The 26,201-nt window shown below is 66.5% G+C and carries 25 protein-coding genes and 1 pseudogene; 19 read left to right on the top strand and 7 right to left on the bottom strand.

Annotation, left to right across the window (positions count from 1 at the left end):
* Positions 1 to 51: 51 nt before the first annotated feature.
* The 3 genes from BVC93_RS07450 to BVC93_RS07440 all read left to right on the top strand — a co-directional run bounded on the left by BVC93_RS07450 (position 52) and on the right by BVC93_RS07440 (position 3,304).
* Positions 52 to 1,350 carry a citrate synthase gene (locus BVC93_RS07450; RefSeq protein ID WP_083736606.1) on the top strand — a complete coding sequence of 433 codons (1,299 nt, stop codon included), beginning with the start codon at positions 52 to 54 and terminating at the stop codon, positions 1,348 to 1,350.
* Between the two features lie 87 nt (positions 1,351 to 1,437).
* Positions 1,438 to 2,895 carry an MFS transporter gene (locus BVC93_RS07445; protein WP_083736605.1) on the top strand — a complete coding sequence of 486 codons (1,458 nt, stop codon included), beginning with the start codon at positions 1,438 to 1,440 and terminating at the stop codon, positions 2,893 to 2,895.
* Positions 2,885 to 3,304, top strand: coding sequence for a MarR family winged helix-turn-helix transcriptional regulator (locus tag BVC93_RS07440; protein ID WP_083736604.1), 420 nt, complete (start codon positions 2,885 to 2,887; stop codon positions 3,302 to 3,304). Before BVC93_RS07445 ends, BVC93_RS07440 begins: the two co-directional genes overlap by 11 nt.
* A 9-nt stretch (positions 3,305 to 3,313) precedes the next feature.
* Here BVC93_RS07440 and BVC93_RS07435 read toward each other — a convergent pair whose 3' ends face one another.
* Positions 3,314 to 3,922, bottom strand: coding sequence for a hypothetical protein (locus tag BVC93_RS07435; protein ID WP_236950285.1), 609 nt, complete (start codon positions 3,920 to 3,922; stop codon positions 3,314 to 3,316).
* Between the two features lie 50 nt (positions 3,923 to 3,972).
* On the opposite strand from BVC93_RS07435, the gene BVC93_RS07430 reads away from it, so the two are divergent.
* Genes BVC93_RS07430 through BVC93_RS07405 form a run of 6 tightly spaced genes read left to right on the top strand, consistent with a single transcriptional unit; the run spans position 3,973 to position 7,160 of the window.
* The gene (locus BVC93_RS07430) at positions 3,973 to 4,611 is read left to right on the top strand and encodes an MspA family porin (protein ID WP_083736603.1); all 639 of its coding nucleotides are present in this window, start codon (positions 3,973 to 3,975) and stop codon (positions 4,609 to 4,611) included.
* Entirely contained in the window at positions 4,608 to 5,255 is a 648-nt protein-coding gene (locus BVC93_RS07425) for an MspA family porin (RefSeq protein ID WP_083736602.1), read from the top strand. The genes BVC93_RS07430 and BVC93_RS07425 overlap by 4 nt, the downstream gene beginning before the upstream one ends.
* Position 5,256: 1 nt before the next feature.
* Positions 5,257 to 5,715 carry a hypothetical protein gene (locus tag BVC93_RS07420; protein ID WP_083736601.1) on the top strand — a complete coding sequence of 153 codons (459 nt, stop codon included), beginning with the start codon at positions 5,257 to 5,259 and terminating at the stop codon, positions 5,713 to 5,715.
* Positions 5,716 to 5,726: 11 nt separating this feature from the next.
* Positions 5,727 to 6,566 carry a hypothetical protein gene (locus BVC93_RS07415; RefSeq protein ID WP_083736600.1) on the top strand — a complete coding sequence of 280 codons (840 nt, stop codon included), beginning with the start codon at positions 5,727 to 5,729 and terminating at the stop codon, positions 6,564 to 6,566.
* Entirely contained in the window at positions 6,563 to 6,862 is a 300-nt protein-coding gene (locus tag BVC93_RS07410; RefSeq protein ID WP_157516814.1) for a hypothetical protein, read from the top strand. Before BVC93_RS07415 ends, BVC93_RS07410 begins: the two co-directional genes overlap by 4 nt.
* 10 nt (positions 6,863 to 6,872) lie before the next feature.
* Positions 6,873 to 7,160: a hypothetical protein gene (locus tag BVC93_RS07405; protein ID WP_236950284.1), complete on the top strand. Its 288-nt coding sequence runs from the start codon at positions 6,873 to 6,875 to the stop codon at positions 7,158 to 7,160.
* Between the two features lie 3 nt (positions 7,161 to 7,163).
* Here BVC93_RS07405 and BVC93_RS07400 read toward each other — a convergent pair whose 3' ends face one another.
* Complete coding sequence (locus BVC93_RS07400) at positions 7,164 to 7,412, bottom strand: DUF2630 family protein (RefSeq protein ID WP_083736597.1); 249 nt, start codon at positions 7,410 to 7,412, stop codon at positions 7,164 to 7,166.
* A 36-nt stretch (positions 7,413 to 7,448) separates the two neighbouring features.
* Here BVC93_RS07400 and BVC93_RS07395 point away from each other — a divergent pair, with 36 nt between their 5' ends.
* Both BVC93_RS07395 and BVC93_RS07390 read left to right on the top strand, forming a co-directional pair.
* Entirely contained in the window at positions 7,449 to 8,171 is a 723-nt protein-coding gene (locus BVC93_RS07395; protein ID WP_083736596.1) for an SDR family oxidoreductase, read from the top strand.
* A 10-nt stretch (positions 8,172 to 8,181) separates the two neighbouring features.
* Positions 8,182 to 8,544, top strand: a complete 363-nt coding sequence (locus BVC93_RS07390) for an FKBP-type peptidyl-prolyl cis-trans isomerase (RefSeq protein WP_083740878.1) — start codon at positions 8,182 to 8,184, stop codon at positions 8,542 to 8,544.
* Here BVC93_RS07390 and BVC93_RS07385 read toward each other — a convergent pair.
* Both BVC93_RS07385 and prrA read right to left on the bottom strand, forming a co-directional pair.
* Positions 8,541 to 9,893 carry a HAMP domain-containing sensor histidine kinase gene (locus BVC93_RS07385; protein WP_083736595.1) on the bottom strand — a complete coding sequence of 451 codons (1,353 nt, stop codon included), beginning with the start codon at positions 9,891 to 9,893 and terminating at the stop codon, positions 8,541 to 8,543. The two genes, BVC93_RS07390 and BVC93_RS07385, sit on opposite strands and share 4 nt — an antisense overlap.
* Positions 9,894 to 9,901: 8 nt before the next feature.
* Positions 9,902 to 10,612, bottom strand: a complete 711-nt coding sequence (gene prrA / locus BVC93_RS07380; RefSeq protein WP_157516813.1) for a two-component system response regulator PrrA — start codon at positions 10,610 to 10,612, stop codon at positions 9,902 to 9,904.
* A gap of 118 nt (positions 10,613 to 10,730) precedes the next feature.
* On the opposite strand from prrA, the gene BVC93_RS07375 reads away from it, so the two are divergent.
* The 4 genes and pseudogenes from BVC93_RS07375 to BVC93_RS07360 all read left to right on the top strand — a co-directional run bounded on the left by BVC93_RS07375 (position 10,731) and on the right by BVC93_RS07360 (position 17,355).
* Positions 10,731 to 12,605, top strand: coding sequence for an ABC transporter ATP-binding protein (locus BVC93_RS07375; RefSeq protein ID WP_083736593.1), 1,875 nt, complete (start codon positions 10,731 to 10,733; stop codon positions 12,603 to 12,605).
* Between the two features lie 99 nt (positions 12,606 to 12,704).
* Positions 12,705 to 14,623 (top strand): annotated as a pseudogene (locus BVC93_RS07370) (ABC transporter ATP-binding protein).
* The gene (locus BVC93_RS07365) at positions 14,620 to 16,437 is read left to right on the top strand and encodes an ABC transporter ATP-binding protein (RefSeq protein WP_083736592.1); all 1,818 of its coding nucleotides are present in this window, start codon (positions 14,620 to 14,622) and stop codon (positions 16,435 to 16,437) included. The pseudogene BVC93_RS07370 and the gene BVC93_RS07365 overlap by 4 nt, the downstream one beginning before the upstream one ends.
* Positions 16,438 to 16,470: 33 nt before the next feature.
* Positions 16,471 to 17,355, top strand: coding sequence for a DUF559 domain-containing protein (locus BVC93_RS07360; protein WP_083736591.1), 885 nt, complete (start codon positions 16,471 to 16,473; stop codon positions 17,353 to 17,355).
* A gap of 17 nt (positions 17,356 to 17,372) precedes the next feature.
* Here BVC93_RS07360 and BVC93_RS07355 read toward each other — a convergent pair whose 3' ends face one another.
* Positions 17,373 to 18,695, bottom strand: coding sequence for an NAD(P)/FAD-dependent oxidoreductase (locus tag BVC93_RS07355; protein ID WP_442929074.1), 1,323 nt, complete (start codon positions 18,693 to 18,695; stop codon positions 17,373 to 17,375).
* A gap of 44 nt (positions 18,696 to 18,739) precedes the next feature.
* A complete protein-coding gene (locus BVC93_RS07350) occupies positions 18,740 to 19,567 on the bottom strand; it encodes a helix-turn-helix transcriptional regulator (RefSeq protein ID WP_236950283.1) in 828 nt (275 codons plus the stop codon).
* A gap of 57 nt (positions 19,568 to 19,624) precedes the next feature.
* Here BVC93_RS07350 and BVC93_RS07345 point away from each other — a divergent pair, with 57 nt between their 5' ends.
* A complete protein-coding gene (locus BVC93_RS07345) occupies positions 19,625 to 21,319 on the top strand; it encodes an AMP-binding protein (RefSeq protein WP_083736589.1) in 1,695 nt (564 codons plus the stop codon).
* A complete protein-coding gene (locus tag BVC93_RS07340) occupies positions 21,316 to 22,914 on the top strand; it encodes an AMP-binding protein (RefSeq protein ID WP_083736588.1) in 1,599 nt (532 codons plus the stop codon). The genes BVC93_RS07345 and BVC93_RS07340 overlap by 4 nt, the downstream gene beginning before the upstream one ends.
* Here the strand turns inward: BVC93_RS07340 and BVC93_RS07335 are convergent.
* Entirely contained in the window at positions 22,900 to 23,793 is an 894-nt protein-coding gene (locus BVC93_RS07335) for a LysR family transcriptional regulator (protein WP_083736587.1), read from the bottom strand. The genes BVC93_RS07340 and BVC93_RS07335 overlap by 15 nt on opposite strands.
* Positions 23,794 to 23,910: 117 nt before the next feature.
* Between BVC93_RS07335 and BVC93_RS07330 the strand changes: the two genes are divergently transcribed.
* Together BVC93_RS07330 and BVC93_RS07325 are read left to right on the top strand one after the other, a co-directional pair.
* Positions 23,911 to 25,086 carry a CaiB/BaiF CoA transferase family protein gene (locus tag BVC93_RS07330; protein ID WP_192860220.1) on the top strand — a complete coding sequence of 392 codons (1,176 nt, stop codon included), beginning with the start codon at positions 23,911 to 23,913 and terminating at the stop codon, positions 25,084 to 25,086.
* A complete protein-coding gene (locus BVC93_RS07325; protein ID WP_083736585.1) occupies positions 25,083 to 26,195 on the top strand; it encodes a zinc-binding dehydrogenase in 1,113 nt (370 codons plus the stop codon). Before BVC93_RS07330 ends, BVC93_RS07325 begins: the two co-directional genes overlap by 4 nt.
* Positions 26,196 to 26,201: the final 6 nt, after the last annotated feature.

The following is a 26,201-nucleotide window of genomic DNA, read 5'->3' as shown; positions in this document are numbered from 1 at the left end:
CCTAGGTACAGACAGCTTGCGTCTTCGCCGACGAGCGCAGAAGGGGTTCTTGTGGCCGACAGTTCATCCCAGGACACCGCCACTCTCCGGTATCCGGGTGGAGAGATAGACCTGGACATTGTCCATGCAACAGAGGGTGACGACGGGATCGCGCTCGGATCGTTGTTGGCAAAAACGGGTTACACGACCTTCGACGGCGGTTTCGTCAACACCGCCTCCACCAAGTCGGCCATCACCTACATCGACGGTGACGCAGGCATCCTGCGCTACCGCGGTATCCCGATCGAGCAGTTGGCGGAGAAGTCGACGTTCATCGAGGTCAGCTATCTGCTGATCTACGGTGAGCTGCCCACCGCCGACCAGCTGGAGAAGTTCACCAACAACATCCAGCGCCACACGCTGCTGCACGAGGACCTGAAGCGGTTCTTCGACGGTTTCCCCCGCAACGCGCACCCGATGCCGGTGCTCTCCAGTGCGGTCAATGCGCTGAGCGCCTACTACCAGGATTCGCTGGACCCCTTCGACCCCAAGCAGGTCGAGTTGTCCACCATTCGGCTGCTCGCCAAATTGCCCACCATCGCGGCGTACGCCTACAAGAAGTCCGAGGGGCAGCCGTTCCTGTACCCGGACAACTCGCTGACCCTGGTGGAGAACTTCCTGCGCATGACGTTCGGCTTCCCGGCCGAGCCCTACGAGGTGGACCCGGAGATCGTCCGGGCGCTGGACATGCTGTTCATCCTGCACGCCGACCACGAGCAGAACTGCTCGACGTCGACGGTGCGCCTGGTCGGTAGCTCGCAGGCCAACCTGTTCACCTCGATCTCCGGAGGTATCAACGCCCTGTGGGGCCCGCTGCACGGCGGCGCCAACCAGGCGGTGCTGGAGATGCTGAAGAAGATCGAAGCCGGTGACGACGACGTTCAGACCTTCGTCAAGAAGGTCAAGAACAAAGAAGACGGCGTGAAGCTGATGGGCTTCGGGCACCGCGTGTACAAGAACTACGATCCCCGCGCCCGCATCGTCAAGGAGCAGGCCGACAAGATCCTCGGCAAGATCGGGGTCTCGGACCCGCTGCTGGACATTGCCAAGGAGCTCGAGGAGATCGCGCTCACCGATGACTTCTTCGTCGAGCGCAAGCTCTACCCCAACGTCGACTACTACACCGGCGTGATCTACCGGGCCATGGGCTTCCCCACTCGCATGTTCACCGTGCTGTTCGCGCTCGGCCGGCTCCCGGGCTGGATCGCTCACTGGCGTGAGATGCACGGCGAGCCCAACAAGATCGGCCGCCCGCGCCAGATCTACACCGGCTACACCGAGCGTGACTACATCGGGATGGGCGACCGCTAGACAGTTGCCGATGTGGCGACGAAGGAACTGACACCCCGTTGACCAGTTTGTTTGCGCCAAGGACGGTTGTAGTTTCACAATAGTTGTGTGTCTACAACTGTTGGGCAGCTCAGTGGCCGCCGCAAGGCGGTCATTCTGTTCTCCTGCTGCCTGAGTCTGCTGATCGTGTCGATGGACGCGACGATCGTCAACGTCGCCCTGCCGACCATCCGTACCGACCTCCACGCGTCCGCTACCCAGCTGCAGTGGACCCTGGACGTCTACACCCTGGTGCTGGCCTCTCTGCTGATGTTGGCCGGTGCCACCGCGGACAGATTCGGTCGCCGCAGTGTGTTCCAGATCGGCTTGGCGGTGTTCGCGCTCGGATCACTGCTGTGCAGCGTCGCTCCCACCATCGAGATGCTGATCGCAGCCCGCTTCCTGCAGGCGATCGGTGGGTCCATGCTCAATCCCGTTGCGATGTCGATCATCACGTCGGTGTTCACCGGCAAGGTCGAACGCGCCAGGGCCATCGGACTGTGGGGTGGGGTGCTCGGTATCGCGATGGCGTTGGGACCGACCGTCGGAGGTGCGCTGATCCAGTATGTCGACTGGCGTGCGGTGTTCTGGCTCAACCTGCCGGTGTGTGCGCTGGCATTGGTGTTGACGGCGCTGTTCGTCCCGCAGAGCAAGTCGGCGACCATGCGCACACTGGACCCCATCGGTCAGATCCTCGGCGCCACATTCCTGTTCGGCATCGTCTTCGTCCTGATCGAAGGCCCCGGCCTCGGCTGGATTCACCCCGTCACCCTGGCGGCCCTGGTGATCACCGTCGCTGCTTTCGCGGCATTCCTGCGCTACGAGGCGCGTCACCACGACCCGTTCATCGACCTGCGCTTCTTCCGGAGCATCCCCTTTGCCTCCGCCACCGTCATCGCGATGTGCGCCTTCGCGTCCTGGGGTGCGTTCCTGTTCATGATGGCGCTGTATCTGCAGGGCTTCCGCGGTTTCACCGCGCTGGAGACCGGTCTGCTGTACCTGCCGATCGCCCTTGGTGCGCTGGTCTTTTCGCCTCTGTCGGGCCGGGTGGTGGGCCGCTGGGGCCCGAGGCCGTCGCTGCTGGCATCGGGTGTGCTGTTGACGACGGCGGCGATACTGCTGTCGTTCCTCGGGTCCGACACCCCTATCTGGGCGGTGTTGGTGATCTTCGCGCTCTTCGGCATCGGCTTTGCGGTGGTGAACGCGCCGATCACCAACACCGCGGTCAGCGGGATGCCGTTGGACCGCGCCGGGGCGGCGTCGGCGGTGGCCTCCACCAGCAGACAGGTCGGTGTGAGTATCGGTGTGGCACTGTGTGGCTCGGTGGCAGGTGCGGCATTGGAGTCGCCGCATGCCGATTTCGGTGCCGCGGCGCGACCGCTGTGGTTCGTGGTGGCTGCCTTCGGACTGGTGATCGTGGCACTGGGCTTGTTCTCGACATCCGGGCGTGCACAACGGTCGGCCGACCGGGTGGCACCGCTCATCGGCGAGGTGCCGGCGCCGGGAGGGCGGGTGCATGTCTGCTGAGCCCACCGCTGAGGAAGTGTGGAAAGGCCTGCTGCGCTTCGTCTTCGACAACCGTGACACCTGGCGCCACGCCGTGGTCGAGGTGTCCGGGTTGCCGTTCTCCCGGGTGCGGATCGTTCGCCGCCTGAAGCGCTCGCCTCTCACGGTCAAGCAGGTGGCCGACTACGCCATGATGGATGCGCCGGCGGCCACGGTGGCTGTCAACGACCTGGAGTCTCGTGGGCTGGTGGTCCGCGAGATCGACCCGTCGAATCGGCGGTCCAAACTGGTATCACTGACCGAGGCCGGAAGGGCGGTGCTGGCTGACATCGATGCCGTCGAGGATCCAGCTCCGGCAGAGCTTGTTGCACTCTCCGGTGACGACCTCGTTGCGTTGCGGCGGATCCTGGACCGGTTGAGCTCGGGCTGAGGCGTCGACCTAGGCGTGCGTTCCCGCCGCCGCGCAGGCCGATTGTGCTGCCTCGGTGTGTGCGTTGAGCTCGGTGGCCGCCGAGTTGTAGCGGTCGACATCAACGCGCAATCCCATGAGCAGCACCAACTTGGTGGCGTCGAACGACCAGGCGCGCATCGGTGCGGAGATCTCCGGCGCCACCCCGGGCGTCCGGGAAGCGGCCAGCGCGGTGCTGACCGCGTGACGCAGACCCGTCCGTCCTGACTCGTTGTCGGCGTTCAGTGTGGGATCGCCGTGCTCGTCGCCCAGGGCGAGGCCGTTGGCAAAGCCCTGATAACTCAGTGAGGCGATGTCGAGGGCCGTGGCGAACCGAGTGCACGCCGCTACCGCCTCGGCGGCGGGCGCCGGCTCGGCCGCGGCCGGTGCGGTGGCCAACAGGGCGACCCCACACACGGCCAACCCTGTGGTGACGACGTTGATGGCAACCTCCTCGATCTCGGCGTGGGCGTCCATGACGATCGGGTGTGACGGCGTCGTGTGGTTGACACGCGGATGAACTGCCGGTGCCACGCCGGAAACCAGTGAGCGACGGCGGTTGTGTGCGCACAGTTCTCCGGGTGTTCGCTGTCCCGACATTTGTCACCTCGATGATTTAGGCCAATCGAATTCTGGAGGACGTCATCTACATGCGGATGCGGGCGACGGCCGTGGCTGCGGCCGCGGTTTCGGCGGCGTTGTGTGCTGCGCCCCAAGTGATTGCGGAGCCCTTACCGCCGCCCGACGGCGCGGTTGCTCCCGCGGCCCCCGGCATCCTGCAGACGCCGGACGGGTGGGAGTTGTCGGTCGAAGGCAAGGACGAGACGCGGGTGGCGGTCGCACCGCTGACGACAGCACTGACCTCACGGGAGTACCTGGTGGGTGGCACGTTCACCGGGACCGTCGGTGGCGGCGGGTCAACGACCCTCAGCGGAGGATCGCTGGTGGTCGGCTACCGAATTGGCTGCGGCATCATCGGAGGTCCGGTGGAGATGCTCGGATCAGTAGGAGCCACACCGACATTCGGCTCCAACGCGGTGATCGGGGCAGTGCAGTTCCCGGTCAACGGACAGATCAAGGTCAACCTGCGGCCAGGGACGGTCACCACCGTGCCGGTGGGGCAGAAGGAGGTCAAGGGCGAACAGGTGCGGGTGACGGTGACGGGTTTCCGGGTCAGGGTCGACGGCTGCGTGGGGCAGTCCTTCATCCAGTCCTATGCGACCTTCAAGAGCTCGAGCAGCGACACCGATGACATCGTCACTTACGCCGGTCAGGTCACCGTCGTATGAGAATCGCACTGACCGGGTGGGTCTTCGTATCGCTGCTCTTTGTCGCCGCGCCGCCGGTCTCCGCGGAGCCGGTCGCCGATGTGTCGCCTCCTGCACCTCCCAGCGGTGCGGTGGTCTCCGATCCTCCGGGATTTGTTGTCACACCTGATGGTTGGGAACTGACCGTTGGCGCCCAGGAGGAGACCCAGCTGGCCGTCGCACCCCTGACCACGGCGGCGTCGTCGCGGGAGTACCTGGTGGGCGGCACCTTCACCGGCGCCGTCGCAGGCAACGGCAGCGCCGCGCTGGACGGCGGCACCCTCGAGGTGGGTTACCAGATCGGCTGCGGTATCGAACTCAACGTGGTCAAACTCAACGGCTCGGTGGGCTTTCAGCCGTCAGTCGGGCCGACAGGGCTGGGCAACACCAACATTCCGGTGACCGCCCAGATGGAGGTGTTCCCGCAGCCGGGTGAGGTGATCACGTCGACGGTGACCACGAAGAGCTTCGAGGGCACTGCTCCTCGCGTCACCCTCAAAGACATCCACATCAAGATCGACGGCTGCGTCGGTCAGTCGTTCCTGCGGTCGTATGCGATCCTGACTAGCTCCACCGAGACCGCCGATGACATCGTCGCCTACTACGGCGTGGCGAAGGTGGTCTGACATGGTGAAAGTTCTTATGGCAGCCATGGTCTCGGCAGCCATCGGGATCTCAGCCGCTGCGGCCGCCCATGCTGATCCGGTTCCACCGCCACCGCCACCGCCGGCCAGTCCGTTGTTCCCGCTGCAGCAGAACGGGCCGTCGGTGCCCATCACAGGTCCCGATGTGCTGGGCCAGCATGCAGTACCGTCGGCACCCGGTACCGCGGCCACGGTAGCGCCGAACCTGAATCCCTGGAACAACCAGTACCTGTTGTCGCAGAACCAGACTCCGGCGGCGCCGGGTGACGGTGTGATCGTCGGAGTGGCGCCCGGTCAGGAGAACGCCGATGTCTCCCGCCTGGACTACCTGAAGCGATTGATCGACACCTACCGGGACGGCGGTCTGGAAGGTGGCCTGCTGGGACAGAACCCCGTCGAGGGTGTCGGTAAACCACTGCCCGTAGAACCGTCCCTGCCTTAGGAGAAAACCGCATGCGCGCAACGATTCTGGTTCGGCCCGTGCTCTCCGCAGCTGCGGCGTCCTGTCTGGTGCTGTGCGGCGTGGAGCTGCCCGCCGCAGACCCGCCCGCGGCTCACCGATCGTCCGTCGTGTTGACGGCGTCAACTGCACCTCTTGTCGCGCCGCCGGCGCTGCCGGTGGTGTACCGCGAAGTGGTGCTTGCTCATTCGGGTGATCGTCAACAGGCTCAGCCTGTTGTCACCGAAGCTGTGGAGTCCGACCCGGCGTCCACCGGGCTGACCCCGATCGACTACCTGGATGCCATCGGCGCTGCGGCCTATCTTGCTGTCGCCGGGCCGCTGCTGCTGGTGAGTATCCCGTTCCAGGTGATCACCGGCCAATCCGAGGACGTCGTGGTCTCGTTGAACAACCTCATCCAGGCGGTCAACACCATCTTGAAGTTGGTGGGCCGCTCGATCGCCCCGATCCCCGTGCCGTCAGCGCAACATCCGGTGGAGGACAAGGCCGAAGCGACCACACCCGAGGAGCAGATCGAAGACGTGCCCGTTGATGACGTGCCCGCCACCGAGTTGCCGGACGCGGACTCCGATCCCGCGGTTTCCAGTGTGGATTCCGCTGCGCCGAGCGAGGCGGAGCCCGATCGGCACGACACCCGCGATGACCAGTCGGCCGAAGAAGCTCCTGTCGATGAAGAGCCCGCCGTCGAAGAGGAATCCGCAGACGAAGAGCCCACCGTCGAAGAGGAATCCACCGACGAACAGGAGCCCGCCGACGAAGAGGTGCCCACCGCGGTGGACAACGGGACCGGGAACGCCGGGCCCGAGGCCGACGAATCCACGGTCGCCGAGTGACACTGCCTGTTTCTTGGGTGGTCGCCGCCGTCGCACTGGTGATCACCGCGGCACCGGCGGCGGCTGATCCCACCCCCACGACGACTCAGCTGCCCACCCCGCCGATGGCGGGCACACAGGCGCCGATGGATGCAGTCGAGACGCTGGGCAAGCAGGGCTACGACGTCGAGATCGAGTGGGTGAGCGGCTATCCGTCCAATATTCCGCTCAAGTACTGCCGGGTCACCAACATCGACGTGCACGCGCCCCCATTGGCGTACATCATGATCTCCTGCCCACCGGACACGTCCCAGTAGGAGGAGACCGTTGCTGGTCAGGATGATCGTCGCCGCCACCGCTGTGATCCTGGCGGCTGCCGCACCGGCGTCGGCGGAGCCGTCGCCGACGCTGCCCCCACCGCCGCCTGCGGGCAGCGAGTCGCCGGGTGACACCATGCGCAGCCTCACCGCGCTGGGTTACGACGTGAAGGCTCAGTACACCGCGGGCGAGCCGTCGAACATCCCGCTGTCGGAATGCACTGTCACTAGCATCGACACGCACGCCTCACCGTTGGCCTACGTGATGATCAACTGCCCGGCCGACGGCTCGCAGTAGCGCTCAGCCGAGGTAGCCCTCAACCTGGTCGGCCGGGCGCACCTGGGCGGCCGACGGATCGGACCCGGTCTCACGCAGTGCGCGCCGCTGCCGCAGCAGGTCCCAGCACTGGTCCAGTTGGACCTCGACCGCACGCAGCCGCTGGTGCTCCTCGGTCTCGTCGATCTCGTGGTGCTGCAACTTGTCTCGCAGCTCTTTCTCCTCAGCCACGAGCTTGTGCACTTCGGAGAGAATGTCTTGATCTGTCGCCACCTGACCAGTCTGCCCGACACCGGCGATAATCCGCAGATGGAATTGCGTAGTGCCCTCGTCACCGGTGCGTCCAGCGGAATCGGCTTCGCCGTTGCCCGCGTCTTGAGTGAGGAGAAGTTCGGGCTGACGCTGGTCGGTCGTGACGGCGCAAGACTCGCCGCGGCCGCCGACGGCCTGGCCGATGTGCAGACCCTGTCCGGGTCACTGGCCGACGAGGCCTTCCTGGACCACATCGTCGCCCGGCACCAGGAGATGTTCGGTGCCCTCGACGTCCTGGTGAACAACGCAGGCATCGCCGGACATCGGGCGGTTGCCGACATCACTGCCGACTTCTTGGACGAGCAGTTGGCGGTCAACCTGCGCGCACCGATTCTGCTGACCGCGAAGGCCATGCCGATGCTGCGGAAAGCGGTGGGCCTGCGGGGGAGCGCGCAGGTGATCAACACGGCGTCCAACGCCGGCAAGCGCGGCGAGTCCACCCTGGGCGCCTACTCGGCCAGCAAGTTCGGGGTGGTCGGCTTCACCGAAGCGCTGCACGACGAGCTGTCCACCTCGGGAATCCGGGCGACGGCCATCTGCCCCGGTGTGGTGGACACCCCGATGGCCGACCCCTACCGCGATGACATCCCGGCCCACACCATGATCGCGCCCACCGACGTGGCCGAAGTGGTGCGGATGACCACGCGCCTGTCACCGGCGTGCATCGTGCCCGAAGTCGTGTTGCTCAGACCGACCGAATGGCTTCAGACACCCCAGTAGGGTGAGCACTGTGAGCACAAAACCGGAGATCGAATTTCCCGACGGCCCCGCCCCCGCCGAGCTGGTGATCGAGGACATCACGATCGGTGACGGCGCCGAAGCCGTTCCCGGCGCCAACGTCGAGGTGCACTACCTCGGAGTCGAGTACGACACGGGCGAGGAGTTCGACAGCTCGTGGAACCGTGGCCAGTCCATCGAGTTCCCCCTGCGTGGCCTGATCCCGGGCTGGCAGGACGGGATCCCCGGCATGAAGGTGGGCGGTCGCCGCAAGCTGACCATCCCGCCGGAGCAGGCCTACGGTCCCGCCGGTGGTGGGCACCGCCTGTCGGGCAAGACGCTCATCTTCGTGATCGACCTGCTCGGCACCCGCTAGCGAGTGGTGGGACCGGGGCCCGGCAAGCGCAGCATCATCCGGACCCCACCCAACGGGCTGACTTCCAAACTCGCTGTCCCGCTGTGTAAGTGGGCCTGCTGCGCGACGAGGGCCAGCCCCAGGCCGGAGCCGGAATGCGAGGCGGTGGAGCCACGCGAGAACCGCTCGAAGACCAGTTCGCGTTCTTCCTCGGGCAACCCCACCCCGTTGTCGTCGACGGCGATCTCCACCCCGGCCCGGGAGCTCACCGCAGAGAGCTGAACATGGGAGGCCCCGCCGTGTTTCACGGCGTTGGCAATCGCGTTGTCCACCGCCAACCGCAGCCCGGCAGGTAACCCGACGATGATCACCGTCGGCGCGGGTTCCAGCGACACCTCGAGATCGGGGTAGATGCGCATCGCGTCGTGGGCGGCGCGGTCCAGCAATTCGGTGATGTCGACAGCGGTGTGGTCGTCGGAGGTGGACAGTTCGCCCTGGGCCAGCCGTTCCAGCGCCCACAGTGTGGACTCGATGCGCGACTGGGTCCGCACCACGTCTTGCAGAACCTCTTTGCGCTGCTCATCGGGCATGTCCAGGGTGGTCAACACCTCGAGGTTGGTGCGCATGGCGGTCAGCGGGGTGCGCAGTTCATGCGACGACACCGCCGCGAAGTCGCGTGCCGAGGCCAGCGCCTCCTGGGTGCGCGCCCGCTCGGTCCAGACCCGCTGGACCATGCCGCGCATCGCCTCGGCGATCTCCACCGCTTCGGAAGCGCCGCGCACCTCGATCTCGGGGGCCTGGTCATCGCCGACGTCGATGGTTCGGGTCTTCTGCGCCAACCGGCGCAGCGGCCGCACCGCGAACGCTGCCAGCAGCCATCCCAGCACTGCCGCCGCGCCGACGGCGAACACGCAGATCAGCAGCACCCGCCGATGCAGGTTGTTGGTGTCGGCGATGGTGTCGTCGTAGGTGGCGCCGACGGCCACCGACATCGGACCGGTCGGGCTCGCGATCTCGACCGTCCTGACCCGGTAGCGCACCCCGTCCACTTCGGTGTCGGCGTAGTCGGTGCCCAGCTCGGGCAGCACCACGTCGCTGGTGGACTTCACCTCGCTGCCGCGGCGCACGGTGATCACCGCGTCGGCGTCGTTGGGGGAGCGGGGGATCTCGTCGAGTCCGCGCGGCAGGAAGGGGATCGCGAAGCCTGCGGCCTCGTCGAGGCGGCGGTCCAGGCGTTCCTTGCGGTCATTGGTGATGCCGACCCAGACGATGGCGCCGACGATGGTGACCACGATGGCCGCACCGAGGGCTGTCGCAAACGCCACCCTGGTCCGCAGCGAGGGCGTCCGAGTGAGGATCCGCGACGGCACGGGTGCGCCTACTGGGTCCTGAGCACGAATCCCACCCCGCGCACGGTGTGCAACAGCCGTGGAGCGCCGCCGGCTTCGAGTTTGCGGCGCAGGTAGCCGATGAAGACGTCGACGACGTTGGTGTCGGCGGCGAAGTCGTATCCCCAGACCAGCTCGAGCAGCTGGGCCCGGGAGAGCACCGCGGTCTTGTGCTCGGCCAGGACGGCCAGCAGGTCGAATTCACGTTTGGTCAGGTCGACGTCGACGCCGTTGACGCGGGCCCGCCGGCCCGGAATGTCGACCTCGAGCGGTCCCACCGCAATGGTCTCCGAGGAGAACGTGGCGGTGGCGCCGCGGCGGCGCAGCAGCGCCTTGACCCGGGCCACCAGCTCGGCCAGCACGAACGGCTTGACCAGGTAGTCGTCGGCGCCGGCTTCCAGGCCTGCCACCCGGTCGTCGACCGAGCTGCGCGCCGAGAGCACACACACCGGCACGTCGTTGTCCATCGCCCGCAGCGCCGTGACTACGGAGACCCCGTCCAGGATGGGCATGTTGATGTCGAGCACGATCGCGTCAGGTCGGGTTTCGGTGGCGCTGCGCAGTGCTTCGGCGCCGTCGACGGCGGTGGAGACCTCGAAACCGGAGAGTCTGAGCCCGCGTTCCAGCGACGCAAGCACGTCGGCATCGTCGTCGACCACCAAGACTCGGGGTGAGCCCGCACCACTGTCCATGCCCGACATCTTGCCTGATCGAGTGCAGTGGGTCGGGGAGGCGCGGTGGCGGCCCTGCTCACCTGTGCGGGATTCCGACGCCGGGAATCTTTGACCTCAACATTTGTTCAGGTCCTACGGTGAATACATGAGCATCGAGACCGTCGCCCGGCACTCGCTGTACCGGCAGATCAAGTCAGACCGCGCCGACCTGCGTGCGTTGGCCGACACATCGCTGCTCAGGCGCATCTGGGTCTTCTCCGGCCGGCATCACCGCAAGCTGGCCGTCTTCATCGGCGTCAGCGTGCTCAGCGCGCTGCTGACGGTGGCCACCCCGTTGCTGGCCGGCCGGGTGGTCGACCAGATCGTCCGCGGCGGAGCCACCGGCGTGGTGGTGGTCCTGGCGCTGGTGATCGCCGGGGTGGCCGTCGCCGAGGCGGCCGTGGCCCTGGTGACGCGGTGGCTGTCCTCACATATCGGCGAGGGCCTGATCCTGGACCTGCGCACCGCGGTGTTCGACCAGGTGCAGCGCATGCCGGTGGCGTTTTTCACCCGCACCCGCACCGGCGCCCTGGTCAGCCGCCTGGGCAATGACGTCCTCGGCGCCCAGCGCGCCTTCTCCGACACCCTCTCCGGGGTGGTCACCAACCTGGTGACGCTGACGTTGACGCTGGTGGTGATGCTCAGCATCTCCTGGCAGATCACGCTGCTCTCGCTGGTGCTGATGCCGCTGTTCCTGCTGCCCGCCCGGCGCATCGGGCGCACCATGGCTCGGCTGAGCCGGGAGAGCGCGATCCACAACGCCACGATGAACACGCAGATGACCGAGCGGTTCTCCGCTCCCGGCGCCACGCTGATCAAACTCTTCGGCAATCCGGCCGCCGAGTCCGCGGAGTTCGCGACGCGGGCCGGACGGGTGCGCGACATCGGGGTGAAGACCGCGATGCTGCAGGCCACCTTCATGAACTCGCTGACGCTGATGTCGGCGCTGGCACTGGCGCTGGTGTACGGCCTCGGCGGTGTGCTGGCCATCGGCGGGGCGTTGCAGGCCGGCGCCATCGTGTCCCTGGCCCTGCTGCTCACCCGGCTCTACGCGCCGCTGACCGCGCTGGCCAACGCCCATATCGAGATCGCCTCCGCGCTGGTCAGCTTCGAGCGGGTCTTCGAGGTGCTGGATCTGGTGCCGCTCATCCAGGACGCCCCCGACGCCAGGCCGGTGCCCGAAGGCGGGGTCGCCGTGGAATTCGATGACGTCCGCTTCAGCTATCCCTCCGCCGACAAGGTGTCGCTGGCCTCGCTGGAAGAGGTTGCCGTCCTCGATGCCCGGGGCGGCGACGAGGTGCTGCACGGCATCTCCTTCCGCGCCGAGCCCGGACAGATGATCGCCCTGGTGGGATCCTCGGGCGCGGGCAAGTCCACCATCGCGTCGCTGCTGGCCCGGCTCTACGATGTGGACTCCGGGGCAGTGCGCCTGGCTGGTGTCGATGTCCGCGACCTCACCGCCGAATCCCTGCGCCACACCGTGGGCCTGGTCACCCAGGACGGTCACCTGTTCCACGAGACCATCGGCGCCAATCTGCGGCTGGCCAATCCGGAAGCCGGCGACGACGACTTGTGGGCCGCCCTGCGGCGGGCGCGACTGGCCGACGTGGTGGCCGACATGCCCGACGGCCTGGACACCGTGGTCGGTGAGCGGGGCTACCGCCTGTCCGGTGGGCAGCGGCAACGGCTGACCATTGCCCGCCTGCTGCTGGGCAAGTCGCGGGTGGTGGTGCTCGACGAGGCCACTGCCGCGCTGGACTCGTCCTCGGAAGTGGCTGTGCAGCAGGCACTCTCCGAAGCGCTGGCCGGCCGCACGTCGTTGGTGATCGCGCACCGGCTGTCCACGGTCCGTGCCGCCGACCGGATCCTGGTGGTCGAGGACGGCCGCATCGTCGAACGCGGCACCCACGAGCGGCTGCTGGCCCGCCGCGGCCGGTATGCCGAGCTGTACGAGACGCAGTTCGGAACCCAGGCCGCTTGAGGGGTTATTGATTAGACAGTCGTGGTTATCTGGAATGCGGGGGTCGTGCTCTTCGTTGGTGTCGGGGTTGGGGTCTAAGACTTGTTGAGGGGTGATTTGATGCGCGCGCAGGACGGGCTCCGCTCGGCGCCGGCCATTGCCGGTCCGCCGTCGCGTCGCCGCGCGTATTCGGACCTGCTTCGGCTGCTGCCCTATCTGATGCCGTACCGGGCGCGTTGGGTCGCGATGATCACCATCGCGCTGCTCAGCTTGGTCGCCACCATCTCGATCCCGCTGATGACCAAGGCCGTGATCGACGGCCCGGTGCGCAACCAGGACCAGCAGGGCCTGTGGATCCTGGGCACCGCCGCTCTGGGTGTCGGCATCACCGAGGCGGTGCTGTGGTTCATCCGGCGCTGGCTGGTCGCGCGCGCCACCATGGGTGTCGAGGCCGATATCCGCAAAGATCTCTACGCCCGGCTACAGGTGTTGCCGATGTCCTTCCACACCCGCTGGGAGTCCGGTCAGCTGCTGTCGCGGGTGATGAACGATTTGTCGTCGCTGCGCCGGTTCCTGTCGTTCGGCCTGGTGTTCCTGATCTTGAATGCCATCCAGATCGTCGTCGTCACCGGCATCCTGCTGGCCATGTACTGGCCGCTGGGTGTGGTGGTGGTGCTGTCCATCGTGCCCATCACGCTCACCGTCGTGCACTTCGAACACGAGTTCACCCGGCTGTCGCGGCGGGCGCAGGACCAGGCCGGCCACGTCGCCACGCACGTCGAGGAGTCCGCTCTCGGTGTCCGCGTGGTCAAGTCCTTCGGCCGCGAGCAGTACACCTACGACCGGTTCGACGAGCGCGCCACTGCGTTGTACGAAACCCAGCTCGCCAAGGTGGGGGTCTCGTCGAAGTTCTGGACGCTGCTGGAAATCATTCCCAACCTGACCCTCATCGTGGTGCTCGGCTTCGGCGCCTACGCGGCGGGCACGGGTGCGGTCACCATGGGCACTCTGGTCGCGTTCATCACGATGATGCTGTCGCTGGTCTGGCCCATCGCGTCACTGGGATTCCTGCTGTCGATGATGCAGGAGTCGTTCACCGCGGCCAATCGCATCGCCGAGATCTTCGACGCCCCGCGCGAGATCACCGACGGCCCCGAGGACACCGCACCCCGCGGAGGTCGGCTCGAACTGGTGGACGTCAGTTTCCGATTCCCGGATTCTGCCCCGGCGACTGGGCGCTGCGGCACGTGAACCTCACCGTGGAGCCCGGACAGACCATGGCGCTGGTGGGGGCGACGGGATCAGGCAAGTCGGTGTTGGCGGCGCTGTTGTCGCGGCTCTATGACGTCACCGAGGGCCAGATCCTGATCGACGGCACCGACATCCGCGAGCTCAGCCTGCCCGCGCTTCGGGAAGCTGTCGCCACCGCCTTCGAGGACCCGACGCTGTTCTCCATGTCGGTGGCCGAGAACCTTCGGCTGGGGCGGTCGGACGCCTCGGATGCCGAGTTGGAAGAGGCCATCGACGTCGCCGCCGCCGGATTCGTCTACGACCTGCCCTACAGCCTGGACACCCGCATCGGTGAACAGGGCATGAGCCTGTCCGGCGGTCAGCGGCAACGGCTTTCGCTGGCCCGCGCCATCCTGGCCGGACCGCGCATCCTGGTGCTCGACGACACCCTCTCGGCACTCGACGTGCACACCGAGGCCGCCGTCACCGAAGCGTTGCGCCGGGTACTGGTGTCGGTCACCGGCATCATCGTCGCGCACCGCGCGTCCACGGTGCTGCTGGCCGATCAGGTGGCGCTGCTGCAGCGTGGCACCGTCACCCACGTCGGCACCCACTCACAGTTGTTGGAGACCGTCCCCGCCTACCGCTACCTGTTGGCCGCGGATGACGAATTGGACGACGGCGCCCAGCCGGACCGGGACTGGGATCACGAGCGGGCTGCGCTGCAGCATGCCCACTGCGAAGAGCACGCCACCGAAGATGCCTGCGCGGCAAGCCAGTTCGCCGGTGCCGAAGGAGAGCGGCGATGAGCACCAGCCAGTGGCGCGGCCAGTTCGACGACCAGCAGGACGAGGTGCCGATCGATGAGTTCGCACCGCGCCGCCGCGAGGCCAAGGCCCTGCTGTGGGATCTGTTGCGGCCATTCAAGACGGCGGTGTACATCCTGGCCGTCGTGGTGGTCATCGAGAACGCCGCACGCCTTACCGTCCCCATCCTGATCCAGCGCGGTATCGATCACGGCATCCCGCCGATCGTGGAGGGCAACTCGTCTCGTGAGCTGATCCTGATCGTCGCCACGTTGTGCGGTGTGGTGGTGGTGCAGGCCGTCAGCCGGATGTTCTTCCTGCGTCGCTCCGGTCGCATCGGGCAGAGTGTGCTGCTGGAACTGCGCCGCCGTCTGTTCATCCACTTCGGCCGCCTCGACGTCGCCTTCCATGACCGCTACACCTCCGGTCGGGTGGTCAGCCGCTCCACCAACGACGTCGACGCCATTCAGGAGATGCTGCAGAACGGTTTCGACAGCCTGATCACCGCGGTGCTGACCTTGTTCGGCACGGCGGTGCTGCTGGTGGTGCTGGATTGGCGTCTCGGTCTGATGTGCCTGGTCGCGTTTCCGATCCTGGTTGTGCTGTCGGCGTGGTTCCGGTCGGAATCGGCGAAGACCTACCGCGAGGTGCGCGAGAGCGCCGCGCTGGTGATCGTCCAGTTCGTCGAGACCATGACCGGTATCAAGGCGGTGCAGGCCTACCGCCGCGAACCGCGTAACCAGGAGATCTTCGAAGAGGTCGCCGACCGCTACAAGGACGTCAACGAGCGCACGTTCAAACTGCTGGCGATCTTCATGCCCGGCGTGAAACTGGTCGGCAATCTCACCACCGGCGTCGTGCTGCTCTACGGCGGATACCGGGCGCTGCACGGCGAGATGACCATTGGCACCCTTGCCGCGTTTCTGCTGTATCTGCGGATGTTCTTCGAGCCCATGCAGGAGATCACCCAGTTCTTCAACACCTTCCAGTCCGCGGCTGCGGCGTTGGAGAAGCTCGCCGGAGTGCTGGCCACCCAACCGGCCATCGCCGATCCCGAGCACCCGTTGAAGCTCACGGACGTCTTGGGCGAGGTGCACTTGCGTGAGGTCACCTTCGAGTACGTACCCGGGCGCCCGGTGCTGCCGGGGCTGGAGTTGACGGTGCCTGCCGGACAGACCGTCGCACTGGTGGGGACGACGGGCGCGGGTAAGACCACCATCGCCAAGCTGATCGCCCGCTTCTACGACCCCACGACGGGTTCGGTCACTCTGGACGGCACCGACTTACGGGATCTCGACCAGACCGAACTGCGCACCCACGTCGTGATGGTGACGCAGGAGAACTTCATGTTCGACGGTACGGTCGCCGACAACATTCGCTTCGGCAAGCCGTCGGCCACGGACGCCGAAGTGCGCGCGGCCGCTGAAGCCGTTGGTGCGGATCGGTTCATCACAGCGCTGCCGCAGGGCTACGACACCGACGTCGCCAAGCGCGGCGGCCGGCTGTCGGCTGGGCAGCGGCAGTTGGTGGCCTTTGCGCGGGCGTTTCTCGCCGATCCCGCTGTGCTGATCCTCGACGAGGCCACCTCGTCGCTGGACATCCCGAGCGAGCGGATGGTGCAGCAGGCGCTGGAGACGGTGCTGGCCGACCGCACCGCTCTGGTGATCGCCCACCGCCTCTCGACGGTCGAGGTGGCCGACCGGGTGCTGGTGCTCGAACACGGCCGCATCATCGAGGACGGCGCTCCGGGCGACCTCATCGCCGGCGACGGCCACTACGCCGGACTGCACCAGGCTTGGGTGCGTTCTCTGGCCTGAAGATGTGTCGGTGCTACTGGGCACACTGAGCCCATGTCGCACGTTTTCATCGGGAGCGAGGCGCTTCGCAGTGGGGCGCTGACCCGCCATGAACTTCGTCGCTGGTACCGGCCGCTGTATCGGGACGTGCTCGTCCCGAAGAATCGTCAGCCCACCCTGTTCGACAGGATCGAAGGGGCCTACCTCGCCTCGCGCCGAACGGCGGTCATCACCGGCGTGGCCGCAGCAGCGTTACACGGCGCGAAGTGGATCCAGGACGACATCGCCGTCGAACTCATCATGCCCAGTGCGCGAGCGCAGCAGGGCTTGATCATCCGCGACGAGCGAATCGCGCAGGACGAGATCGTGTCCCTGGGTGGTGTGCCCGCGACCATTCCTGCGCGCACGGCCTACGACCTGGGACGCCACCTTCCCCAGAATGAGGCGATAGCCCGCCTCGACGCGCTGGCCCGGGCTACCAGGTTTTCCACCGCTGACGTCGTCGACCTGGCAAGCCGGTATCCCGGCGCCCGCGGCAACAAGCACCTGCGGATGGCACTGCCCTTGGTGGACCCGGGCGCGCAGTCGCCGAAGGAGACCTGGTTGCGGTTGCTGCTCGTCAGGGACGGCCTGCCCAGGCCGAGTACGCAGATCCAGGTCTACGAGTTCGGCCTCACCGTGGCCTACCTCGATATGGGATGGCAACGGTACAAGGTTGCGCTCGAGTACGACGGTGACCAGCACCGGGCCCACCGTCGCCAGTACGTCAAGGACATCCGGCGGATCGCCATGCTGGAAGAGCTGGGTTGGATCGTCATCCGCGTTGTGAAAGAGGACGAACCCGTTGCCGTACTTCGCAGGGTCCGGGAGGCTCTGCGCCGGCGCGGATGCCGCGAGATCGACGAAAAGCAGCGGTCTACTCGAACATTGGCTGCCTAACGTCGATCTCGTGACAGTCAGGGCCCCAGAAGTGCCTCGAGCTTGGTGTTGGTCCGCACCAACTGAGCGGACAGCATGTTGATGATCTTGGCCCTGGCGCGCTCGCTGACCCCGGCATTGGCATGGCTGAGCACATTGAGCCGTACCGAATCGAGCCACGCCATCATGTCCGGATCGCCGAACCAGGTCAGCTGATTGCTGTTGTACGCCAGCATCATCCGCAGCCAGTCGAGCGGTTCATGTGGATTGGGTACCGGCCGGCAGTAGGAGTTCTTCACCGCATCGTCGTGGTGGGTGGCTTCCACGTGCGCGATCACCGACGCGCTGAACACCGGCTGACAGGTGCGCACGGTCTGCAACGTGATGGTGTCGCCGTCGAACACGGTGGCCACACCTCGGCTGCCCAGACCGTCGGAACTGCAGTTGACGAACAGCGCCGAATGATCGACTGCGATCGAACCCTGTTCCAGAACAACCTTTCCCGAGACAATGCGCTGAACACGACCCAGCCGTACCACGTGCTCGATCCGGCGCAGTTGTTCGAGCTCGGCGGCCGAGACGATGGCACACCGGTACATCGTCGGGGTCACGGACTCGTCGACGCGCAGCAGGCACCCGGCAGCGTCCAGTTTCTCGAACAGATCCGGAACCGAAGCCGAAGCTTCGACGGCACGCAACTGCGCGCTGACGTCGGCCATCACCCGCTTGGCGAATTCCCGGCCCGGCTGGATGGCGGCGCGGTCCAGCAGCCATGCGTCGCGGGGTTTTATCCAGGTCAGCCGTTCGGGGGCAACGCCGTGGCGCAGCAACCACAAGCAGCTGTCCATCGCGGTTTTGCCCGCACCCACGATCACATAACGATCGCGGGGTGCCATGCGGGGCAGGTCATTCGGGGGTATGCACGTCACTGCGGACACCACGGGATACGGCGGCGGCTGCATCGCCGGCACGGTCACCCCGACGTGCGTGGAGTCGACCACTCGCCCAGCCGCCACCTCGATGACGTCACCGCCGAGGGTTCGAAACCGACGTTCACCGAGGTAGTCGGACATCGGGAAGTAGGACACCTGTCCGGATGGCAACAGCCGTTGCCGCATCACGGCATCGAAGTACGCCAACACCTCGGGGCCGCCGGCCAACTCGTAGAACCCAGCGTTGAGACCGTCGGTGTCGATGGTGTCGGAGCCGAGCGGCTGCGAGTTCACCCCGTAGTAGGCCGACGGCTGATGCAGCCGCACAAAGGGATACGCGGCGTTCCAATGTCCGCCGGGTTGGCCCTGACGATCCACCATCACGACGCGAGCGGCAGTCTCGCTGATCAGGGTGTCGACGAACGCCATAGCTGTGGCGCCTGCGCCAATCACCAGGTAGTCCGCCTCGATCACTAAGGCAGCATCCCCGCTAACCTGGCTTTCGAAACGGCCTCGTGGCGGGTACGGGCGCCCAGTTTGGCTCCTGCGCTGCGCAGATAGCTCTTGACGGTCTCTGGTTTTATTGAAAGTCGTTGTGCTGCTTCGGCATTAGTGCATCCGAGGGCCACCTGGGCCAGTACGTCCAGTTCGCGTGCACTCAGTGTGGAGCGGCCCGGTGAAGCGCTCGGTGGCGTCAGCGCCCCGGCAAGCTGATCGGCCAGCGCCAACAGCTGCTCGGGAGTCGGGGTCTGCGCTGCGGCGGCCAGTCGGCGCAGTTCGGCGTAGGCGGTGCGCACACCTTCGTCACCGGTGCCGGCCAGCGCAGCTTCTCGCAGTCGCACCCGGCGGTCCACCTCGTCACGGATGAGAAGTTCACGGCTCAACCGACGCGCCGACGCCAGCATCACGTCGGCGGTGCGTCCGCCGATCGGAGAGCTGCCCCGGTGCGCCCCGTACAGCACCGCACGGGCCTGCCCGTCGACCACCACCGGTACGGCCAGCACACTGTGGATGCCCTCGCTGAGCACCGGGCCGTCGTAGTCATGGGTGATCGAGGCGGCGTTGCGGTAGTCCGACACCGACAGCGGCCGGCCTGCGACCATGCTCGCCCCACCCAGACCCGAGCTCGACCGCACCGCCAATCCGCGCAGGCCCACGGTGCGCGTGCCCACCAGTTCGGTGATCAGCAAGGTGTCGCCATGCACCTCACCGCCGAACAGCACCGGCATCGCGGTCTGAGCCGCCACACCGCGCAGTTCGGCGCGCACCGCGTCACAGTCGCGTGGTCGCAGCACGGTCACGAAATCACCCTCTTTCGGGGTAGTGGTCGGGTGAGTGTGATGTAGATCCTAGTTGGTATGAGCAATACCGATCTGTATCGCAGTGCGCGCGACCATCTCGTCGAGGTCATCGGCGATTACGACAAAGCCCTCGAGACCTTCGAGTGGCCCCGGCTGACCGGCGCGTTCAACTGGGCCATCGACTGGTTCGACGTGATCGCCGACGGTAACGACCGGCCTGCTCTGTGGATCGTCGAAGCCGACGGCTCCGAACAGAAGGTCACCTTCGCCGAGATGGCGCAGCGCTCCAACCAGGTGGCGACCTGGCTGCGTGACAAGGGCGTCGGCAAGGGCGACCGGGTGATCCTGATGCTCGGCAACCAGGTCGAGCTGTGGGAGTCCATGTTGGCCATCGCGAAGCTGGGCGCCATCATCATGCCCACCACGGGAGCGTTGGGGCCGGCTGACCTGACCGATCGCATCGAGCGCGGCGGCGCCCGGTTTGTCATCGCGAACGCTGCCGACACCGCCAAGTTCGACGCCCCGGAATTGGAGAAGGTGGCCGGTGACTACACCGGGATCTCGATCGGGGAGGCCGACGGCTGGCACACCTACGCCGAGGCCTACGACACCGCGCCGGCGACCTTCGACACGGTGACGACGGTTGATGACCCGATGCTCATCTACTTCACCTCGGGCACCACCAGCAAGCCGAAGCTGGTGGAGCACTCCCAGATCAGCTACGCCGTGGGGCACCTGACCACGATGGCGTGGATCGGGGTGAAACCCGGTGACGTGCATTTGGCGATCAGTTCACCGGGCTGGGCCAAACACGCCTGGAGTTGTTTTTTTGCGCCGTGGATCGCCGAGGCCACGATCTTCGTCTACAACTACGCCCGCTTCGACGCCGCGGCCCTGCTGCACCAGCTGGATCGCGCGCAGGTCAACACCTTCTGTGGGCCGCCGACAGTGTGGCGGATGCTCATCCAGGCCGACCTCGGGGACAAACCCCGTGGGCTGCGCGAGATCCTCGGCGCGGGCGAGCCGCTGAACCCCGATGTCATCGCCCAGGTGGAGAAGGCATGGGGGTTGACCATCCGCGACGGCTTCGGCCAGACCGAGACCACTCTGCAGATCGGCAACACGCCGGGAGCCCCGGTGAAGGCCGGCTCGATGGGACGGCCGATGCCCGGTGTGCCGGTGGTGCTGGTGGATCCGATCAGCGGGGACCCGGCCGACGAGGGGGAGATCTGCCTGGATCTGAGCCGCACCCCGCTGAACCTGATGACGGGTTACCTCGGAGACGAGCAGCGTAATGCCATGGTGATGGCCGGCGGCTACTACCACACCGGTGACGTGGCCAGCCGCGACTCGGACGGCTACATCACCTACATCGGGCGCACCGACGACGTGTTCAAGTCCTCGGACTACAAGGTGTCTCCGTTCGAGTTGGAGAGTGTGCTGATCGAGCACCCGGCGGTGGTCGAAGCTGCGGTGGTGCCCCAGCCCGACGAGACCAGGCTCGCGGTGCCGAAGGCGTACGTGTCGCTGGCGGCGGGCTGGGAGGCGTGCGAGGAAACAGCCAAGGCGATCCTGGAGCACGCTCGCGACAACCTGGCTCCCTATCTGAAGGTGCGGCGGGTCGAGTTCTTCGAGCTGCCCAAGACGATCTCGGGCAAGATCCGCCGGGTTGAACTTCGTCGCCGGGAGGAGGATGCGCACCGTACCGGCACCTCGATGGAGGGCGAGTATCGCTACGAGGACCTGCTGTGAAGTCTCACGACTGCGGACCCACCGACACCCCGGTGCTCGAGACCACCATCGGGGCGAACTTCGAGAACACCGTGGCTGCTCACCCGGACATCGAGGCGTTGGTGGACGTGGCCGCCGGAAAGCGATGGACCTACGCCGAACTCGATGCCGAGGTCGACGTGGTGGCCCGTGGTCTGATGGCCCTGGGCGTCGCCAAGGGCGATCGGGTGGGCATCTGGTCACCGAACTGTGCCGAGTGGGTGCTGGTGCAGTACGCGACGGCCAAGATCGGGGCCATCCTGGTGAACATCAACCCGGCCTACCGCACCCACGAATTGTCTTATGTGCTGGAGCAGTCCGGAGTGCGCACGCTGATCGCCGCGACATCCTTCAAATCCTCCGACTACGTGGCGATGGTGGCCGAGGTGGGCCAAGATCTGCAGGACGTGATCTTCCTCGGAACCGAGGATTGGCGGCGTCTTCGTGAACGCGGCGTCTCGGACGACGAATTCCTCTCGCGGAAAGCCAGTCTGCGTAACAGCGACCCGGTCAACATTCAATACACGTCGGGAACAACGGGTTTCCCCAAAGGAGCCACTCTCTCGCACCGCAACATCCTCAACAACGGCTTCTTCGTGACCGAGATGATCGCACTGCAACCGGGGGAGAAGCTCTGTATTCCCGTGCCGTTCTACCACTGCTTCGGCATGGTGATGGGAAATCTCGGCTGTACCAGTCACGGCGCCACCATCGTTGTTCCCGGCCCGGGATTCGATCCGGGAGCCACCCTGGATGCGATCGAAACCGAGAGGTGCAACGGCGTTTACGGTGTCCCGACGATGTTCATCGCCATGCTGGGACACCCTGATTTCGCGAACAAGGACCTGAGCTCGTTGCGCACCGGAATCATGGCAGGTGCGGTGTGTCCGGTCGAAGTGATGAAACGTGCCGTCGCCGACATGCACATGTCCGAGGTGGCCATCGCCTACGGCATGACGGAGACGTCCCCTGTGTCGTGCCAGACCCTGATCGACGACGATCTCGAGCGCCGGACGTCATCGATCGGTCGGGCGCATCCGCATGTCGAGATCAAGATCGTCGACCCCGACACCGGTGAGGTGGTGGAGCGCGGCGCGCCGGGCGAGTTCTGCACCAGGGGTTACTCGGTGATGCTCGGTTACTGGGAGGATCCGGAGAAGACAAGCCAGGCAATCGATTCCGACGGTTGGATGCACACGGGCGACCTTGCGGTGATGCGTGAGGACGGCTACTGCGACGTGGTGGGCCGCATCAAGGACATGATCATCCGCGGCGGTGAGAACGTCTACCCGCGCGAGATCGAGGAGTTCCTCTACACCCATCCCGACATCGAGGATGCACAGGTGATCGGCGTTCCCGACGCCAGGTACGGCGAGGAGATCTGTGCGTGGATCCGGATGCGCGCGGGACGCCAGCCCATCGACGCGGCGAAGCTGAAAGAGTTCGCGTCAGACAAGTTGGCGCACTACAAGATTCCCCGCTACGTGCACGTTGTCGATGAGTTCCCCATGACCGTCACCGGCAAGGTGCGCAAGGTGGCGATGCGGCAGGAGAGCACCCGGCTACTGCAGCTGTGACGACAGTGCCTGCGCAACCTGTTGAGCCGCAGGCGACAGCGACCGGCCCGGCACATACGCCAGGCCGATGTCGCGGTCGACCGTCGGCTCCACCAGTTCGGCCGTGCTCAGCCCGGCGAAGGACATCAACGGCAGCACCATCGCCGGTGCTGCGGCCACTCCCAGCCCCGACGACACCAGGCCGGCGATCACCGCGATGTTCTGCGCCTCGAACGACACCTCGGGGGTGATGCCCACTAGCCGGAAGGTGTCGTCGGTCAGCGCCCGCAGGCTGCTGTCCTCGCCGAAACTGACGAACGGCTGGCCGGACAGTTCGCGCCACGCCACCTGACGTCGCCCCCGAAAGGCATGGTCGTCGCGGAACACCACGTGGAACCGGTCCTTGGTCAACGGCGTGAACGCGACCTCGTCGGGCAGGCCTTCGTCGACGGTGATGGCGTAGTCGACCTGCCCGGCCAGCAGTTGTTCGGTGGCCACGTGCGCCAAGGTGTCGACGATGTCGATCACGATGCCGGGGTTGTCCGTCTTCATGGTGGCCACCAGCGCGGGCAGCACGGTGGCCGCGATCGACGGCAGCGCTGCCACCCGCACCACACCGCCGAATCCGTCTCGAAACAAAGCGAATTCGCGCAGGCCGCGTTGGTACTGCGCCAGCATCGACGTCCCGATGCGGATGAACTCGGCGCCGACGGCCGTGGGTTCCACCGACCGGGTGGTGCGTTCGAAGAGCCGGGCCCCGAGCCGTCGTTCCGCGTCGTTGACCGCGCGGCTGAGCGCACTCTGCGACATGTGCACGGCCTGGGCGGCATCGGTGAACGAGCGGCGGGCTGCGACTTCGAGGATGAGTCGGAGGTCGCGCAGGCTCAGATCGGGGTCCACAACTTCCTATTCATGAGTCAGACGCAACAAACGATGCAAATCGTAGCGTGCGGACGCATTAATTCCACTCGTATCGTGACCGCGGCCACAAATGCGAACGAATGGAGACCCACCCCGATGACTCAGACCCTCCAACCACTGGCTACCTTCCAGCCGCTGGCGGGAATCCGCGTCGTCGACTTCACCCGCGTCCTGGCCGGGCCCTACGCGACCATGCTGTTGGCCGAACTCGGCGCTGACGTCATCAAGATCGAGATGCCGCAGGTCGGCGACGAGACCCGCGCCTGGGGCCCGCCGTTTGTCGAGCACACCAGCGCCTACTTCCACGCGGTCAACCGCGGCAAGCGCAGCGTCGCCCTCGACCTGAGCAGCGCGCAAGGGCGGGCCGCTGTCGACGCTCTGATCGGCACCGCCGACGTCGTCGTCGAGAACTTCCGCCCCGGTGTCACCGAACGGCTCGGTATCGGCGCCGAGGCCGTACTGGCCCGGCACCCCTCGGTCATCTACGGCTCCATCACCGGCTTCGGCATCGCCGGCCCGATGGCGCAGGACGCCGGCACCGAGGTCATCGTCGAAGCCGAATCCGGGCTGATGAGCATCACCGGTCAGCCCGGCGACGAACCGGTGCGCTTCGGCGTCGCGATGGTGGATCTCGCCACCGGAGCGGCCCTGGTCAACGCTGTGCTTGCCGCGCTCATCGAGCGGGGTCGCACAGGACGCGGACGACGCGTGGACGTCTCCCTGTACGCCACCGCGGTCAGCGCGCTGGGCACCGTCATCGCCGGTACCTCCGCCGGTGGCGGCGCCACCAAGGCCTGGGGCAGCGCCCATCCCTCGATCGTCCCGTATCGCGCCTTCACCGCGTCCGACGGCCACGTGGTGCTGGGCGCCACCAACGACGCCATGTTCACCCGGCTGGTCACCGCCCTCGACGCGGGCGCGACGCTGGGGCGTCCCGACTGGAGTGGCAACGCGGCCCGGGTGAGCGCGCGCGACGACGTCGACGCTGCCATCCAGGACGCCGTCGGCGGCTTCACCGTGGCTGAGCTGCTGGAACGCTTACGCGCGCACCGTGTTCTGGTGGCACCGGTGCGCACTCCGGCCGAGGCGGCGCGCAGCGCGCAGTCGGCCGCACTGGGACTGATCACCGACGACGACGGACTGCTGATCCCACGGTCACCTCTGGGACCCATCGGAACACGTGAGTTGGGGCGGGCGCCGGATCTCGGGGAACACACGGATGCTGTGCTGGCCGAGATCGGTGAGAGCATCCAGATGAAGGAGGGCGTATGACGACACCGACGGGTCGGGCCGCCGTGATGTACGACTACAAGGCCGATTTCGAGATCTGTGAGTACCCGCGCCCCGGCGCGGCGCCCGGTGGGCTCGTGGTCGAGATCGACGTCGCCACCGTATGCGGCTCCGACGTCCACGCCTGGCAGGGCAACCTGTCGCTGCCGGTGGACCCGCCGCTGATCCTGGGCCATGAGATGGCCGGGCGCATCATCGAGATCGGTGACGGCGCCGAGGTGGACAGCGTGGGCCAACAGCTGACGGTCGGTGACCGCGTGGTCTGGGCGCACATGCCGTGCGGGCACTGCCATGAGTGCACGGTGCTGCGCCGGCCCGTGCTGTGCGCCAAGCGCTACATCGCCTACCTGACCAGTTGCGCCGACGCCCCGCATTTCACCGGCACGTTCGCCGAGTACGCGATCGTCCGTCCCGGTGCCGGCCGCGTCCGCATTCCCGACGGCGTCGACTCGGCCTGGGCGTCGGCGGGCAGCTGCGCACTGCGCACCGTCGTCAAGGCGCTGGACCTCGCGGGCAGGATCGACCGCGACGACACCGTGGTGGTGCAGGGCGCCGGACCGCTGGGCCTGTTCGCCACCGCCATGCTGTCGCTGCACGAGCCGCGGCGACTCGTCGTGGTCGGCGGACCCGCCGACCGCCTCGAACTGGCCCGCGAGTGGGGCGCCACCCATACCGTCGCGGTGGACCCCGCGGCCGATCCGGCCGAGCGCATCGCCGAGGTGCAGCGCATCACCGGTCGCGGCGCTTCGGTGGCCTTCGAGCTCGCCGGCGCTCCCGGTGTGATGACGGAGGGTGTGCAGATGATGGCCCGCGGTGGCCGTTACGTCATGCTCGGCACTCTCGGCGGATCACCACAGGAGGTCAGTGTCTCGGCCATCGTCACCCGCGGCATCACCGTGATCGGCTCGATGAGCGGTGAGATCGGCGACTACCACACCGCTATGCAGTTTCTCGATCGCTACCAGCACCGCTTCGACTGGAATCGGATGCTCGGCAACACCTATGGCCTCGACAACCTCGCCGAGGCCATGGCCGCCATGAAACGGATGGACGAGATCAAGCCGATCATTCGTCCCGGCCGTGAATCCTGAAGGAAG

Source organism: Mycobacterium sp. MS1601, assembly GCF_001984215.1.
Classification (GTDB): Bacteria; Actinomycetota; Actinomycetes; order Mycobacteriales; family Mycobacteriaceae; genus Mycobacterium.
Note: the sequence above shows the minus strand (reverse complement) of the source record. Positions and strands in the feature narration are given on the sequence as shown.